This window comes from Haloarcula sp. CGMCC 1.2071, from assembly GCF_037078445.1.
GTDB classification, from domain to species: Archaea; Halobacteriota; Halobacteria; order Halobacteriales; family Haloarculaceae; genus Haloarcula; species Haloarcula amylolytica.
In genome coordinates, this window is the sequence record NZ_JAYMGY010000007.1 from 136719 (window position 1) to 152665 (window position 15947).

The 15947-nt window shown below is 65.6% G+C and carries 11 protein-coding genes and 1 pseudogene; 5 read left to right on the plus strand and 7 right to left on the minus strand.

The annotated features are described in order from the left end of the window. Window positions 1-24 precede the first annotated feature (24 nt). Complete coding sequence (locus VI234_RS14115) at window positions 25-951, minus strand: nucleoside hydrolase (protein WP_336330370.1); 927 nt, start codon at window positions 949-951, stop codon at window positions 25-27. A gap of 342 nt (window positions 952-1293) precedes the next feature. Here VI234_RS14115 and VI234_RS14120 point away from each other — a divergent pair, with 342 nt between their 5' ends. Both VI234_RS14120 and VI234_RS14125 read left to right on the plus strand, forming a co-directional pair. Continuing rightward, window positions 1294-4749 (plus strand): CehA/McbA family metallohydrolase, encoded by a 3456-nt coding sequence (locus tag VI234_RS14120; protein WP_336330371.1) that lies wholly within the window; start codon window positions 1294-1296, stop codon window positions 4747-4749. Window positions 4750-4752: 3 nt separating this feature from the next. Then, window positions 4753-5463, plus strand: coding sequence for a hypothetical protein (locus VI234_RS14125; RefSeq protein ID WP_336330372.1), 711 nt, complete (start codon window positions 4753-4755; stop codon window positions 5461-5463). 84 nt (window positions 5464-5547) lie between these two features. On the opposite strand, the gene VI234_RS14130 is transcribed toward VI234_RS14125, so the two are convergent. Then, on the minus strand, window positions 5548-5742 hold the full coding sequence (locus VI234_RS14130) for a XapX domain-containing protein (RefSeq protein WP_004518274.1): 195 nt from the start codon (window positions 5740-5742) through the stop codon (window positions 5548-5550). Window positions 5743-6216: 474 nt separating this feature from the next. On the opposite strand from VI234_RS14130, the gene VI234_RS14135 reads away from it, so the two are divergent. Continuing rightward, window positions 6217-7257, plus strand: coding sequence for a zinc-binding dehydrogenase (locus VI234_RS14135; RefSeq protein ID WP_336330373.1), 1041 nt, complete (start codon window positions 6217-6219; stop codon window positions 7255-7257). A 22-nt stretch (window positions 7258-7279) separates the two neighbouring features. Here the strand turns inward: VI234_RS14135 and VI234_RS14140 are convergent, their stop codons facing one another. Both VI234_RS14140 and VI234_RS21315 read right to left on the minus strand, forming a co-directional pair. Next, window positions 7280-8491, minus strand: a complete 1212-nt coding sequence (locus tag VI234_RS14140; protein ID WP_336330374.1) for a cation:proton antiporter — start codon at window positions 8489-8491, stop codon at window positions 7280-7282. Between the two features lie 38 nt (window positions 8492-8529). Further along, window positions 8530-9018 (minus strand): annotated as a pseudogene (locus tag VI234_RS21315) (cation:proton antiporter regulatory subunit). A 173-nt stretch (window positions 9019-9191) separates the two neighbouring features. Between VI234_RS21315 and VI234_RS14155 the strand changes: the two are divergent. Together VI234_RS14155 and VI234_RS14160 are read left to right on the plus strand one after the other, a co-directional pair. Beyond that, window positions 9192-9965 (plus strand): CbiX/SirB N-terminal domain-containing protein, encoded by a 774-nt coding sequence (locus tag VI234_RS14155; RefSeq protein ID WP_008311332.1) that lies wholly within the window; start codon window positions 9192-9194, stop codon window positions 9963-9965. A gap of 77 nt (window positions 9966-10042) precedes the next feature. Beyond that, window positions 10043-10510 carry a DUF2062 domain-containing protein gene (locus VI234_RS14160; RefSeq protein WP_008311333.1) on the plus strand — a complete coding sequence of 156 codons (468 nt, stop codon included), beginning with the start codon at window positions 10043-10045 and terminating at the stop codon, window positions 10508-10510. A gap of 15 nt (window positions 10511-10525) precedes the next feature. On the opposite strand, the gene VI234_RS14165 is transcribed toward VI234_RS14160, so the two are convergent. From VI234_RS14165 to cobN, 3 genes are read right to left on the minus strand one after another with little or no spacing between them, the layout of a single operon-like run. Next, window positions 10526-11287 (minus strand): cobalt-precorrin-7 (C(5))-methyltransferase, encoded by a 762-nt coding sequence (locus tag VI234_RS14165; RefSeq protein ID WP_336330377.1) that lies wholly within the window; start codon window positions 11285-11287, stop codon window positions 10526-10528. Continuing rightward, the gene (locus VI234_RS14170; protein WP_336330378.1) at window positions 11280-12011 is read right to left on the minus strand and encodes a precorrin-8X methylmutase; all 732 of its coding nucleotides are present in this window, start codon (window positions 12009-12011) and stop codon (window positions 11280-11282) included. Before VI234_RS14170 ends, VI234_RS14165 begins: the two co-directional genes overlap by 8 nt. Next, window positions 12001-15939 (minus strand): cobaltochelatase subunit CobN, encoded by a 3939-nt coding sequence (cobN, locus tag VI234_RS14175; protein WP_336330379.1) that lies wholly within the window; start codon window positions 15937-15939, stop codon window positions 12001-12003. The genes VI234_RS14170 and cobN overlap by 11 nt, the downstream gene beginning before the upstream one ends. Between the last annotated feature and the right edge of the window lie 8 nt (window positions 15940-15947).

Sequence of the window (15947 nt, forward strand, 5' to 3'; positions counted from 1 at the left end):
CAGAACCGACACAGCAAGCGGCCGCTACTGCGTCGCGTAGGCCTGGAGGCCCGTCTCAAGGATGTCCCGGTATCGGTCGACGTCGATGTCGACAGCGACACGATTGTTGGGGTCGTTGTCGGTCGTGCCGTGCTCGTCACAGATGACGGCCCCGTGGCAGGGGCCGCCGGTCGTGTCTACCTCAATGTGGTACTCCTCGAAGGTGAGTACCGATTCGTCGATGAGATCGGCGACGACGGCGGCGTCGTGGATAGCCGGCGCATCGGCCAGCGGGTAGGTCCCGGAGTCGGGTCGGTAGTCGAGCCACTCGGCGATGGTTCCGCGGACGCCGTCGGCCGTGCGGAACTCCTCGATGAACTCGGGGGAGACGGTGGCGCGGTTGGTCACGTCCAGGCCGACCATCCGCGTGTTGGCGTCCTGCAGGACGCGGCTGGCCGCCGCGGGGTCGTTGTGGAAGTTGGCCTCGGCCATCGGCGTCACGTTCCCGGTCGTCATTGCCGCCCCACCCATGAGATAGATGTCCTCGACGAGGTCTGGTAACCGGGGCTCCTTGGCCAGTGCGATCGCCAGATTCGGAAGCGGACCGACGGCCGCGATCGTCAGTTCGTCCCCGTACTCGTGGGCGGCTTCGACGATTGCGTCGGCCCCGTGGATGTCCCGCGTGTCGCCCTCGGCGTCGGGGATGTCGCCGTGGAGCCCGTTCTCGCCGTGAATCCACTCGGCGGTCGTGAGATCGTCGACGAGCGGACGCCCACAGCCCCGGGACACCGGAACGTCGTAGCCACCGAGGTCCAGTATCGCGTGGGCGTTTCGCGTCGTGTTCTCGATAGTCGTGTTCCCACAGACAGTTGAGAGACCGACAACGTCGATCCCGTCGTGACCGAGCGCCATCGCCAGCATGACCGCGTCGTCGCAGCCAGGGTCCGTATCGAAGAAGACTTTGCGTGACATACCTTCGAAGTTCCGCCCATCGGGTCTTAAAAGCTGGTACGTGCCGGTTGTGACACGGACACCGCCGGAGACAGACCTGTGGGCGATCTGTCGGGCCGTCGTCGCTACCACAATCCGTGTGTCGGAATGTGTGGCCGACAGACAAGGTGTGTCCGCCAAAGCCGTCTTATACTGGCCAAGCGGTGCGATACTGGGGGACAGCTGAGGGTTCATCCATCCCCGAAGTCCGGGCCACAGCTCAGGGGGAAAGTCAATCATTCGTTACGGAGAACAGTCAGTATCCGGAAACAGTGCGTCTATCATAAATTTTAACTATATAGTCACAATACCGTACAGGAAGTGATGGATAGAAATCACATACGGCCAGTACTACTCAGCGTACTACTCGTTTTGTCGGTTGTCAGCACCGGCTTCCTCGGAAGCGCCGCTGCTGCGCCGAGCGAACAAAACGAGCTGGCAACGGCGAACAGTCAGACAGCAACACAGACGGCCTCGGCTGGTGGAGCGACCTGTCAGCTCGACGGGAGCTGTCCGGTTCCTGATGATTCGGTCGATCTCAACAACAGCGGTGCCGGCGTCGACGTGTTGATCGACGGGAGTCATCAGGGCTCGACGTTCACGAAGTTCGCAAACCGACTCAGCGAACGCGGGTACGACGTCGACACGAAACGGTCGACGACCGGCGGGCTGACCTCGTGGAACAGTTCGGCCGCGAGCGGGCTGTCGGACTACGACGTGGTCATCATTCCCGTCCCCCAGACGGCCTATAGCGAGGCCGAGCAGGATGCAATCGACGAGTACGTCAGAAACGGCGGCAGCCTGTTCGTCGTCGGGGACTGGACCTCGCCACTACAGGGCCACGCCGGCAAGCTCAACGACATCACCGACCCGTACGGGCTCCACTTCAACGGCGAGAGCGACAAGTGGCTCCGGAACGTTCAGGATCCGACCAACAAGACAGTCGAGGACTACGAGTGGCGGGTCATTCTGCACAACACGGGCCGGCATCCGATAATGAACAACGTCGACACCGTGGAGTACGACGGAGTCAGTCTCAACGTCACCGACACCGAAAACGGGACGCAGGCCCCGTTGCTGTACGGTGACAGCGATACTTACGAGTACACCTACTCCACGACAGAGAAAGAGTACCCCCGTGGCGAGCGCATCGTCGGTGCGGCCGCGACGTGGGACATCGGTGACAACGGCCGCGTCGTCGCCTTCGGCAGCCAGAAGTCGCTCACGACGTATCTCACCGACGAGTGGCAGGCCGAACACCAGCAGACCGACACGCGGCCGTTCCTCTTCCGAACGGTGAAGTGGCTGGCCTCGTCGGGCCACGTCGAGCGACCGGACAGGCCGGTCGCCGTCACCGGCGAGCGAATCAAGGGCGGCGAGACGCCGGCGAACGAGACTATCGTCCTGAAAAACAGCGAAGTCGCCGCCGCCATCGGCACTGAAACTAACGGTCCTTTCGGCACGCTGCCGGGCGGTATCTACGACGCCAACGCGTACGGGCTGACGACCGACCAGATCGGCGTCGCCGAGTTCGCGTTCAACAACTTCGGGACGTGGCCCGTCTACGAGTCCTTCGAGCGCCAGAACGCCACCGGGCCGGACGGCGCGGCGGTCGTCACCGCGACCGGCCACGTCAGTACGAACCCGAACGTCTCCGTCACGACGACGTACACGCTGCCGGCCAATTCCAGCCACATCTGGATCAATACCACGATGGAGAACGGCGGCGATCAGCGCCTCCCGGTCAACGATTCCGAGCGCCTCCAGAGCGGGGCAGCACTGAGTTCCGAGGGGCAGTCGACCTGGCTCCCCGGTTCGGGGAGACTCGAGGAGACGCGCTCGCCGCCAGTGAGTGCCGACACACTCGACCAGCCCTGGGCCGCGCTCACCGGTGACCGCGTGAGCTACGGCGTCTGGGGCGGGAACGGCTCCTTTACCTCGTACACGGGTGCCACGACCTGGATTGACCCGTGGCTCGAACACCGTCTCGACCCCGGCGAAACGCGGTCAGCGGAGTTCGCTCTCTTCGTCGGCGAGGACGGTTCAAGTAGCGCGACCAGCGAGTACTACAACCAGCAGCAGGGAACCGAGACGGGTACTGTGACTGGCAGCATCGAAAGCACGGACAACGAGTCCGTCTCACAGGCCACAGTCACCGCCTCGAAGGGCGACCGCGCGTTCACCTACACCGTCGGGTCGGAGACCGGAACGTACGAACTCGAACTCCCCGCCGGCGAGTACACGCTGACGGCCGATGCCAGCGGATTCGCGGCATCAGAGCCGAAGTCCGTTACCGTCAGCGGCGGCGAAACGGCCACCGCCGACTTCGACTCGCTGGAGGGACCGGCCCCCGTCAACGTCACCGCAACGATAGACGACGAGGGCGAGGTCAGTCCCGCTGACGCACGGATTACGGTGCTCGACGACGGCACCGCGATCCAGACCGTCTACACCCAGACGACGCCGGCCGGCACGGCTTCGTTCCAGCTCCCGCCCGGCAACTACACGCTGGTGTTCAACCACGGGACCGGCTACATCGCCGAACCGGTCGAAAAGAACGTCTCGGTGACGCCCGGCGAGTCGGTCAGCGTCAACGCGACGTTCACCGAGGAACTCGACCCCAGCGAGCGCAACTGGGTCGGCATCGACCCCCACGCCCACAGCAGCGTCAGCTTCGACGGCAAAACGCCCATCGACAACTTCGTCGCTATACAGAAATCGGCGGGCGTCGACGCGGTGTTCATCTCCGACCACAACGCCATCGGCGGCTGGGGGTCGATGGAGACACAGGCCGAGGAACGCGACATCATGTTCATCCGGAGCGAGGAGATCACCACCGGCGACCTCGGGCACTTCAACCCCTACCCGATGCACGGTGAGGAGATGGTCGACTCCGACGGGACCATCGTGGAGTTCATCGAGGAGTCCCGCAGCCGACACAACGCGACGGTGTTCCAGATCAACCATCCGGGTGACCGCTTCGTCAGCCTCGACAGTGCGCCCGGCCAACACGAGGAGTACCTCCCGATGGTCGACGCCATCGAGGCGTACAACGGCCCGTACGGCGAGTCCGACGCCGCCAGCGTCCAGGGGCTGTTCACCCTCTGGAACGAGGGCTACGAAATCACGGCGACCGGTGTCAGCGACGATCACTGTTCGCAGTGCTTCCCGGCGAAATACGGCACCGCCCGCACGCGGGCATACGTCGAGGGACCCGTCACGCCAGAGAAGTGGGCTCAGTCCGTGAAAGACGGGCACACGTACGCGACGTACGGTCCGTCCGTCGAGTTCACCGTCGACGACAGGATGCCCGGCGAGACCGTGAACACGACCGCCGGGTCGTCCGTGGAGGCGTCCGCAACGGTCCGAAACCTCGACGAACTGGCCTACGCCGAGGTCATCCGGAACGGCACGACCGTCTCGAACGTCACGCTCGACGGGACGAACGACACTATGAGCACTGACGTGGACATCGACGGGAACGCCTGGGTCGCCTTCCGCGTCGTCGACGAGGACGGCGACCGAGCGCTGACCAGCCCGGTCTGGATTTCGACCGACCAGCAGGCCGAATCCGGGACTGACGGCAACGGCGAATCCGGCGGCACTACGGGGACTGCGACGCCGGCGGACACCGAGGGCGAGTCAGCGACCACGGCGGCGGATGACACTGCAACCGCGGAGTCGGAGACGACCGCCGCGTCCGGACCCGGGTTCACCGCCGTCGTCACGCTGCTCGCGCTCGTCGGCGCAGCGCTGCTCGCAACGCGACGGAGGACCTGAGCCATGACAGACGCCAGCCAGCGACGGAGTCGGCGTGGGTTCCTCGGAACCCTCGCGCTGGCTGCGGCGACCAGCGCAGGCTGTAGCAGCCTCGGCGGCACGCAGAACAGCCAGTCGGACGACATCGGAGCCAGCGGCTCGACGGCAACGCCCGCGAAGGGAGACGATGGGGCACATCACGACGAGGCGCACGGCCACACGCACACAGACGGCGGTCACGACCACGGCGAGGGACACAGCCACGACAGCGAACACGCAGGTGGCGACGACGAAGCCGGCGGTGCTGCCGACACCGAGCTAGCCGCGTTCGAGTCCAACCTGCGGAAGTGGTTCGTCGACATCGACTCGCTCGCCGTCGAAGACAGCCGCGTCAGGCTGACGTACGTCACGAAGAGCACGCGCGGCCACGAACTCGCGGCCGGCATCGAGACGGTCGTCGTCTCGTTCATTCAGGCGTACACGGACGACTGGGGGGTCGAGGGCCTCGACGCGGAGGTGATCGAACCGTCCGGCGACGTGATGGGCTACTGGCGAACCGAATCGCGGTGGGTCGAACCGGTCGTCGAGGGCCACGAGACGCGGACCGCACTCCTCGAACGGACGCTCGACACGTACCACGGCCGCCTCACTCGCGATCACGACCACGCTGGAACCGACCACAGCGGGAACGAAAGCAGTCACCAGCACAACGGGACAGAACACGCGGACCACTGACGGCGGCAGTGTCATCACTGCCGTCACTGTCGTTCTGGTAGCGAGAAGATGGGACGCTCAGGTCAGAAAAGCGCTCTATCGTCGTCAGACCTTCAGCAACGACAGCAGGCTGACGCCGACGTCGAAGTACTCGATGAGGCGATAGCCGACGAGGATTCCGAGGATACCCATGACACCAGCGAGGTTCGGTGGGGCCGGAATCGGAACGTCAAGCAGTCCGAACACGACGCCGGTTGCGACGCCAGTCATCGTCGCGACGATAACGAGTGAGAGATTCATCGGTCAGTCACCACTGTCACGCAGCGAGGACCCACGCAGTCGCGTGTCGGAACGGCCCGAGAGCGACCAGTGGGTGTGTTTGATGTGTGTGTCATTGGTGGCGTAGAGAACGGGTTCGAGCGGTAAGTATGCTCCTCATCGAGCCAGCAGTGGTGAATAGTAGCACACACCAATCCCGGACAGTGTTGCAAGGCCGAGAAGGACGCTCAGATATCTGAATTAGCGTCTTTTGTATTTTTATCTCCAGATATCCACAGTATCTCAGGCTGATATGGCTGCATATACGATAGATAATAATAGAAGTCAGCTAGATAGGGAGAAGAGGTGTATTCTGTAACCATATAGTGCATAGGCAGAATAGAATAAGCAATAGACACAGATTGAGCGGCGCTGGTAGGCCGAACACTGGCGACGACAACCAGAATAGCCTCCGGGAGGCTGGCGTTTATAAGCGAGCCACGGGAAGTGATGACGATGCAAGCCGTTCAGTTCGACAGTCACGGCGATCGTGATGTGCTCGAGTATGGCGAGTTTCCCGACCCCGAACCGGGCCGCGACGAGGTCGTCATCGACGTGAAGGCGGCCGCGCTGAACCACCTCGACATCTGGACCCGGCGCGGGCTCCCCGGCATCGACCTGGAGATGCCACACATCCCGGGCAGTGACGCCGCAGGCGTCGTCGACGAGGTCGGCGACGGCGTCACGCGGTTCGAACCGGGCGACCGCGTCGCCGTCCTCGCCGGCAAGAGCGGTGGTGGCGACGAGTTCACGCGGAAGGGCGACCCGACGCTCGCGCCTGATTTCCACATCATCGGCGAGCACGTCCGGGGTGTCCACAGCGAGTACGCCGCCGTGCCAGCGGAGAATCTCACGCCAGTCCCGGAGGGCGTCGACTGGGAGACGGCCACCGCATCGCCGCTGGTGTTCCAGACCGCCTGGCGGATGCTCCGTGACCGCGGTGACCTGAAGGCCGGCGAGTCCGTTCTCGTTCTCGGTGCCTCCGGCGGCGTGGGCCACGCGGCCGTCCAGATAGCCGACCACGCCGGCGCCGAGGTGTTCGCCACTGCCAGCAGCCAGGAAAAGCTCGACTACGCCGAAGAACTGGGCGCGGACCACACCATCAACTACGAGGAGGCGGACTTCGCGAGCGAGATTCGGGACCTGACCGACGGCCGCGGCGTCGACATGGTCGTCGACCACATCGGCGCACAGACATGGCAGGACTCGCTCAAAAGCCTCGTCAAAGGCGGCCGGGTCGTCACCTGCGGCGCGACTACCGGCGGCAACCCGGAGACGGACATCAACCGCATCTTCTGGAACCAGTTGCAGGTCATCGGCTCGACGATGGCCACCCCGGGGCAGGCCGACGAAGTGCTTGACCTGGTCTGGGAAGGGGAGCTGGAGCCGCGAGTCCGCGAGACCCTGCCGATGAGCGAGATCGCCCGGGCACACGAGATAATCGAGGACCGCGAAGGCTTCGGGAAAGTCGTGGTCGTTCCCGACAGCGAACTGTAGGACCGCCCCCACATTTTTGTCGTTACTCCGCCCCGAAGCGGGCCGTTGCAAAGTCCTCGAAGGGAGCAGAGTACTGCATCAGCATCGTCCCGAGAATACTCATCACGAGCACGTAGGCGACGGTAAAGGAGTAGACGGCGTTGGCTAGCTCGGACGACAGCGACGTGCCTGCGCCGGTCAGTGCGACGGCGGCGATGATCAGAGAGAACTCGCCGCGAGTGACCATGCCGAGGCCGACGCGCATCGACCGACGGGGATCGAGGTCGTACGCGCGGCCGCCCAGATAGCCCGACAGGATTTTCGTCGGCGTCGTGACGACGACAGCGGCGACGACCAGCCCCGCGACGCCGGCGAACAGTCGGGGGTCGGTCTCGACGCCGATCCAGAAGAAAAACACCGCTGCAAACGTGTCGCGGACGGGCTCCAGCAGGTTCTCTAGTTTGTGCGTGTGAGTGGTCGAGGCGAAGGCCATCCCGACGAAGAACGCGGCGACGGCTTCGCTGACGCCGATAGCGAGGGCGATGCCGGAAATGAGGACCGTGATGCCGACGGCTCGTATCACTGTGAACTCGTTCGAGTTCGTCTCTAAGGTCCGCTCGAACCACGGCGTCCCGTAGCGGGCCAGGAGCAGGAGCGCGACGATGAACGAAAGCGCGATGCCGACGGAGGTCGCGGCGGCCCCTACGTCGGACCCGCCAGCGACGAGCGCGGCGGCTATCGTGAGATACACCGCGATGACCAGGTCCTCGAACACGAGCGTCCCGAGCAACGGGTCCGCCTCGTCGTTGGCGATCCAGCCGAGGTCGATGAGCGACTTCGTGATGATGGCCGACGAGGAGATGTAGACGATGCCGGCGATCAGGAAGGCCGCGAGCGGGTCCCGGAACAGCGCGAACCCGAGCAGGAGACCGACACCGAAGTTGATGCCGAGGTCGATGGTCCCCGCTTTGGTGATGCGCTCCCACCGATCCAGCAGCCGGTCGAGATTGAACTCAAGCCCGAGGAAAAACAGCAGGAAGACGATACCCAGCTCCGCGCCGAGTTCGATAAACTCGGAGGACTCGACGACTGGGAGGCCGTAGCCGGCGACGGAGAACTGCCCCGCAACCGACGGCGACAGCACCATCCCGATGATAATGTACAACGGGATCACCGACTTGTTCAGCCGCACGGCGACGAGCGTGGCGGCCGCGACGGCGGCGAACAACACACCGATACCGAGCAGGTCAGCCATGGCGATGGACCCCCAACGAGCCGGTTGTCGGCATCTGTCTACAGCTCTCCGGACAGGAGCTTCTCGAATCGCTCACAGTTGTCGCGTTCGCCGATGACGACGATAGTGTCGCCGGCCTCGATCTCGGCGGTGGACGTGGAGCCGGCAATGACGTCGTCGTCGCGCTGTATCGCGACAACAGTGACACCGGTCCGCTGGCCGATGTCGACGCTCTCCGGAGTCTCCCCGACTAGCGGCGAGTCTTCTTCGACTGCGTACCACTCAAGCAGTGTCCCCTCCGACAGCATCGTCTCGACGTGGTCGGATTCGACCGGCTAGAAGTACGCGCCTTCGAGTATCGTGCCGACCATCCGCGCCATCCGGTCGGAGAGTTCGAACAGTTTCTCCGAGTCAGCGTTCTCGTTCTCTCTCAGGAACAGTTCACGGGTGCCCGTGTTGTGGGTCACGACGACCAGTTGCTGGCCACCGCCGATGTCCACCTCGTGTTTCTTCCCAACACCAGGCAGGTCGCTCTCGGTCACGTCCATGGCCCGAGATTGCGGTCGAGCGTGTATAAGACACGGTGCCCGGTGTCCTGAACGGACGGTCGCCGGTAGCCGAGCGAAGGGGGACCCAAAGGTATTAGTGGGTTCCTGCCAACGTTCAGGCAAGCCAACTTTCGCTAAAACAAGTTAGGTTGTTTTAGCGTTGGGAGCTACCAATGCCACACGACACACTCCTGCTCATCGGTCGGGACACGTCACGCGCTACGCCCTACGAGACACACGCTCGCCGTCTGCGCGAGCGCGGGGTAGCCACCGACGTGACGGTCCTGACCTACGACCACGAACCCCGTCGGGAGTTACGCGACGAACTGGTAGCCATCGATGCGGACCGCGTGTTCGCGCTTCCGATGACCGTCGCTCACGACCACACGACAGTCACGGACGTTCCGGCGGCACTCGACGAGGTTGACGCCGAGACGCATTACTGTGAACCGGTTGGGCGAAGCCCGCTGCTGACCGAAGCGCTCCGGGACCGCGCCGCTACTGCGGTACCGGAAGCTGCCGACTCCTCCGTCGCACTCGTCGCCTTCGGCTCCAGTGGCAAGCCGTATCAGCGGCAGGTGACGGAGTACCACGCCGAGCGCCTGCGCGAGCGCTCGGCCTTCGGCGAGGTCGAACCGTGCTATCTGCTGCAAAACCCCGCCGTCGAATGTGTCAGGTACAACCTCACCCACGACCACGCCGTCGCCGTGCCGCTCTTTCTCGCGCCGAGCGACGCGACCGAGGCGCAGATCCCCGCTAAACTCGACCTCAACCGGGGCGGGCTCGCCTACACTGACACGCTGGACGACCACCCGCTCGTCACCGAAGCCGTCGCAACCGCCGTCGAGACGGCACGGACGATGGCCGACACGCGCACACCACGGACGTTCGAGGCGACGCTGGCCGCGACAAACCGGCCGATGGCGACCGACGGCGAGGGCGATTAGGGCTGTCGCGGCGGCAGTGCCGAGCTCCCGTCGACGAGAGGAAGCGATTTGTACCCACGGTACATTCTGGCACGTAGATGGTTCGCCGACGAGTAGCGCAGACGCGAGACCAGGTCAAAGAGAAGCTAGTGGCCGCGCTGATAGAAGACCACTCTCCGCAGGAGGTCGCGATGAGCTTCAGCGTCGGCGTGTTTCTCACCGCGCTACCGACGCTTGGCACTGGGTTCATCGCCTTTCTCGTCCTCGCGTACCTGTTCAGACAGCTCAGCAAGGTCGCGCTGTTTGCCTCGGTGCTGATACTCAATCCGCCAGTCAAGTGGGGCGTGTACGCGTCGAGCTTCTGGCTCGGCAACCGGATTCTGGGGCCGATACCCGGGCTGTCATTCGACGGTGTGTCGATGTCGATGGGCGGCGACGTGCTGGTCCGACTGTGGACAGGGAACATCATCCTGGCCGTCGTGTTCGCTGCTATCGGGTACGTGCTGGCGTTCCGTCTGATAAACGAATACAGGCGGCGGCAGCAAGAGCCCGCCGCAGTTAGCTGACCGCAGTAAAACGGCTCAGTCTCGCCGCACGACGAACACCGACAGGTCCGAGAACCGCGTGTCGTCCCTGCCGTCACCGCCAGCATCTTTGGCAAGGTCGCCGAGCGTCGTCGCGGTCCGGTCCTCGTCGTCGTGGGTCAGTCGCTCGTAGACCAGCGCCGGCAGCTCGGGGTCGCCGCCAGCGTCCAGCAGTTCGGCCGCGATGTCTTCGGGCATCAGGTCGAACGGGCGCGGCAACACGAGCAGGTGTCGGTCGCCCACGTCGCTCCGAAGCCGGTCGAGGTCGGCGGAGAGGTCGCCGCTCTTGTGCAGCGTGACAAACGTCGTGTCCTCCATCGGCGTCCGGGCGCGACTGGCAGCGATCTGGAGCGAGGAGATGCCCGGCACGATACGAACCGGCCGGTCGACGGCCCGCTGGACCTTCCCGACGAACTGGTAGCCCGAGTGGTTCGGGTCACCCATCGCCACCGCAGTCCCGCGCTCGCCGTCGGCCACGCGTTCGGCGAAGGTCTCCAGCGTGTCGAGTTCGTCCCGGTAGCCGCAGGTCAGCAGGTCCGCGTCGGTCCGGTCGGCGACGAAGTCGACCACCGTCTCGAAGCCGACGACCACGTCGGCCTCGCGAATCGCCTGCTCACCGCGCGGCGTCAGGAAATCGAGGTTCCCCGGGCCGATGCCGACGGCGTGGACCGGCCGGTCGGCGTCGGGGTCCTCGGGCGCGCTCGCCGCGATGGCCGCCGGGTCCGGTCCGCTATCGAGGTCGTAGTCGTCGTCAGTCATCGAGTGAGACCGTCCCTTCGCGCACGTCCGATGCCACATGCACCAGTTCGTTCGTCAGGCCGGCGGCCAGCCCGCTCCCGCCGCGGCGGCCGACGTTCGTAATGGTCGGAACGCCGTGCTCGGCGGCGACCTCCCGGAGCCGTTCCCGGCTTTCGGCGGCCTTGACGAAGCCGACGGGTGTGGCGACGACGACCGCCGGGCGCGTGCCGTCCTCGATGCAGTCCGCCAGCGCGAGCGCGGCGGTCGGCGCGTTCCCGACGACGGCAATCGCCCCGTCGTAGACGCCCTGCTTGTCGAGTTCGAGCACCGACGCGGCCGTCCGGGTCATCCCGGTTTCGGCGGCCAGCTCCGCGCCGTTGCCGATGGCCTTCTTGACCGGGCAGTCGTGCCCGCGGCCGGTGATACCGGCCTTGACCATCGTGATGTCGGTGACGATGGGCTGTTCGTCGAGGACGGCCCGCGCTCCCGCGCTGACCGGTTCGTCGTCGTCCGCACCAGTGAACCGCATCAGATACTGGAACTCGGGGTCGCCGGTGGCGTGGACGGACTTCTGGCGGATGCGGTCGGCCAGCGTCTCGTCCGGCACGAGTTCGCGCACGCGGTCCATCGACGTCTCCGCGATGTCCATCGCGTTCGAGGTGGTCGCGCCGAGGTCGGCGTACTCCTCGAAGTCGTCGTCGCTGTTCGTCTCGTCGTCTGTCGCGTCGTCTGTGTTAGTCGTCATCTGAGGTCACCTCCTCGTCCTGCTCGCGGGTCGCACTGCTCCCCGCTCGCTCGTCCGGAGAGCCTCGCTCCGGACCGCCCGTCGCTCGGCTCTCCAGGTCGCCATCCACCTCCAGATTCAGATCCCGCAGACGGTCGCGGGTCTCGTCGTCGGCGTCCCAGAGCCCGCGGTCGATGGCTTCCAGCAGCGTGTCGGTAATCGAGTCCAGCGCCCAGGGGTTCACGTCCCGGAGCCAGTCCTGGCGGTCCGCATCGAAGGCGTAGCGCTCGGCGACGTCCTCCCACAGCGTGTCGCTGACGACATCAGTCGTCGCGTCCCAGCCGAGCACCACATCGACCGTCGTCGAGAGGTCCCCGGCTCCTTTGTAGCCGTGTTCCTCCATCGAGTCGAGCCACGAGGGGTTGAGGACGCGGGCCCGCATCGCCTTCCGGACCTTCTCCTCGTTGGTGTAGACGTCGACGTTGTCCGGGTCCGAGGAATCGCCCACGTAGGAATTGGGCTCCTCGCCGGCGATTTCCGTGACTGCGGAGATGAAGCCGCCGTGGAAGGCGTACCAGTCCGAGGAGTCGAACTCGTCCTGTTCGGCGGTGTCCTCGATTTTGACCGTCGCGTCGACCGACGAGAGGCGGCGCTCGAAGGCGTCGTGGGCGTCGCTGACGCGGCCCCGCGAGCCCATCGCGTAGCCGCCCCACTGGACGTACACGTCGGCGAGGTCCGAGCGGTCGTCCCAGTTGCCCTCGTCGACGGCCTTGTTCGTCCCGGCCCCGTAACCGCCCGGACGGGTCGTGAACACGCGGTGTTTCGCCGCGCTCTCGGCGTCACTCTCGTCCATGCCGTCCGCGACGAGGTCGTCAGTCTCTTCCTCGACGTGTTTCTTCACGTAGTTCATCTCGTGGGGTTCGTCGAGGTCGACGACGGCGTCGACCGCGTCGTGGACGACCCCCGCGGCCGCCGGGAAGGCGTCACGGAACAGGCCCGAGACGCGTGTCGTCACGTCGATGCGCGGCCGGCCGAGTTCCTCGAGCGGGATCGGCTCGACGTCCTCGACGCGGCCGGCGTCGGACCAGACCGGTTCGACGCCCATCAGCGCGAGCACCTGCGCGATGGTCTCGCCGCGGGTTCGTACCGTCGGCGTGCCCCAGACGACGACGCCGATTTCCTCGGGGTACTCGCCCTCGTCGGTTTCGTGGCGGTCCAGCACGCCGTCGGCGACCTCGCTGCCCACGTCCCAGGCCGTCTTGGCCGGGACCTTCCGCGGGTCAAGCGTGTAGAAGTTCCGGGCCGTGGGGAGCAGGTCGACACCGCCGCGGGTCGGCGCGCCGGAGCCGCCCGGCGGCACGTACTCGCCGGCCAGCGCGTCGGCGGTCCGCGGGATCTCGTCGGCCGCACCGGCCACCCGCGGGGCCGCTTCCTCGCAGATGTACGCCAGCGCCTCGCGCAGGTCGTCGTGTGCGCCAGACCGCACGCGAGCGTCCCCGAGCGGTTCGATGTCGACCACGAGGAGGTTCATGTTCACCTCCGAACTGCTGTCTTCGAGTTCGCTCTCTGGCACGTCGAAGTCGTGCTCGGCCAGCGTCCGGACGAGGTCCTTGCTGGTCTCGTGGACGTGGTCAGCGGCCTCGGCGTAGGTCATCCCCAGCGCCTCGTCGTACTCTCCAGGGGCGTTCCGTAGTTTGTCGTAGTCGACGCCGAGCACGCCCGCGACGCTCTCTCGCAACGACGGCGCGCCGGGATTTTCAAGCCGAGTCAGGGCGACCAGATAGTCGACGAGTCGGTCGTCTCCGGGCGGCTCACCCATCGTGTGCAGGCCCTTCCGTATCTGGGTCGTCTTCACGTCCGTGAGGTACTCGTGGACGCGCTCGACGAGGGCGTCAATATCTAACTCATCACCGTCCACATCACCTTCGGCCAGCGACGTCCCGGCTTCGTCCGGACCGCGCACGTCGGCTTTCTCGTCGATTTCACCGGCAATCCCGAGTTCGACGGCGAGGTCGAGTTCGTCCACAGTCTGGCGGATCTGTTCTGCCAGGTGCTCGCCGTCGTCGGTCCGGGCGTCCTCCATGCCGGCCTCGCGGTAGCGGTCGGCCAGCTCCTCCAGGTCGGCCAGGTCGTCGTAGGTCCCGGCGTTGGCCATTACCGGCGTCAGGTAGTCGACGATAGCGGCGTAGGACCGGCGCTTCGCCTGTGTTCCCTCGCCGGGGTTGTTGACGATGTAGGGGTAGACGTTCGGGATGTCGTCGATGAGCTGGTCCGGCGCGCTCTCGCCGTCCAGCCCGACCGTTTTGCCGGGGAGCCACTCCAGACTGCCGTGAGTACCGAGGTGGACGACGGCGTCCGTCTCGTAGCTGTTGCGGAGCCAGCGGTAGAACGCGACGTAGTCGTGGGGCGGCTGGAGGTCGGAGTCGTGATACACCTTCGAGGGGTCCATGCCGAACCCGCGCGGGGGCTGGACCGTCACGAGCACGTTGCCGAACTCCACGCCGGGAATCGCGAACGGGCGCTCGGGCGGGTCGCCCCACTCCTCGATGACGTTCTCGCGGAAGTCTTCGTCGAGCGTCTCGAACCACTCGCCGTACTGGGTCGGCGAGACGGTGTCGACGCTCATCTCGCGCACGTCCTCGGGCGCGACCCAGCGGTCGTCGAGGGTAAGCTGTGCGGTGAGGCGTTCGACCAGCGACTGGCCGCTGTCGGGCATCGTATCCCCTAAATCGTACCCACGAGCGTCCAGTTCCTCCAAGAGATTCACCGTGCTCTCGGGCGAGTCCAGCCCGAACGCCGTCCCGATGCCGTCGTCGCTGGGCGGGTAGTTGTGCAGGACGACGGCGACCTGCTTCTCGTCGTTCGGGGTGTGGCGCAGTTCGGCCCAGTTGACGGCCAGCCGTGCGACGTGGTCGATACGGTCGTCGATTGGGAAGTGCTGTTTCGGCGCGCTCCCGATGCCAGCGTCGTCGTCGGTCCGCTCCTTGCCCGAGATAGGGTGGGTGATGACGTTGCCGTCGAACTCCGGTAGCGCCACGGAAAGGGCGAGTTCGAAGCCCATCACGCCGGTATCGCTGCTGTCGTAGCGCGAGCGCGAGCGCATCGTCGTCACGGTCTGGATGACCGGGACGCCGAGTTTGTCGAGGAACACGTCCTGTGCGCTCTGTCCCTCGTCGTCTGCGCTGCGGCCGCGTTCGTCCATCGACAGCGAGAACATGAACGACGAGCAGACGGCGTCCACGAGCGGGTTGCCGTCAGCATCGAGGAGCCACTCCTCGGTGACCTGCTCGGCGTTCCACTGGCCCTCGGCGTCGGTCGCCGGCTCGCAGAAGATGGGGAGCGCGTTCGCGCCCTGGGCCTCGATGGCCCGGACCTGTGCGTCGACGTAGCGGGTGTTCTCGTGGGTCCAGTGGGACTCGTAGAACCACACGGCGACGGTCGGTTTCGCCGGGTCGAACGTCGCCCGCAGGTCGTCGATGCTCGCGCCCGGGTGGTCGGGGTGGTAGACACCCTCCGTGGGCAGGGTCACCGGATCGTCGTACGAGGGGTCGGCGTCGCCGAACTGCGCCACGAGGTAGCGCAGGCAGTTGGCGACGTTGCTCGCCCCGCCCTTCTCAAGGTAGTCGTAGACGGTGTCGCGGTGCTCGTCGGGAACCGACGTGTCCTCGAAGGCGAAGGCGTCGCCCGTCGCTTTCACCACGAGCGGGATGCCGGCCTCGCGCAGGCGCTCGACGGCGAGGTCGTAGCCGGGCATACTGTCCTCGGCTCCGTGGAGCCACAGGATTACGGCGTCGGCGTCTGTCAGTTCGTCGACGAACGCCTCGACCGCTGGCTCGTCGTCGAGGTCGCTCTCCGAGCGGACGACGAGGTCGGCGTCCACCTCGCCCGCGGCCCGCTGGACGGCCCCGAGTTCGTTCTCTGTCGCGGTGTAGAGTCCTAGCTGTGGCATAACGTTAT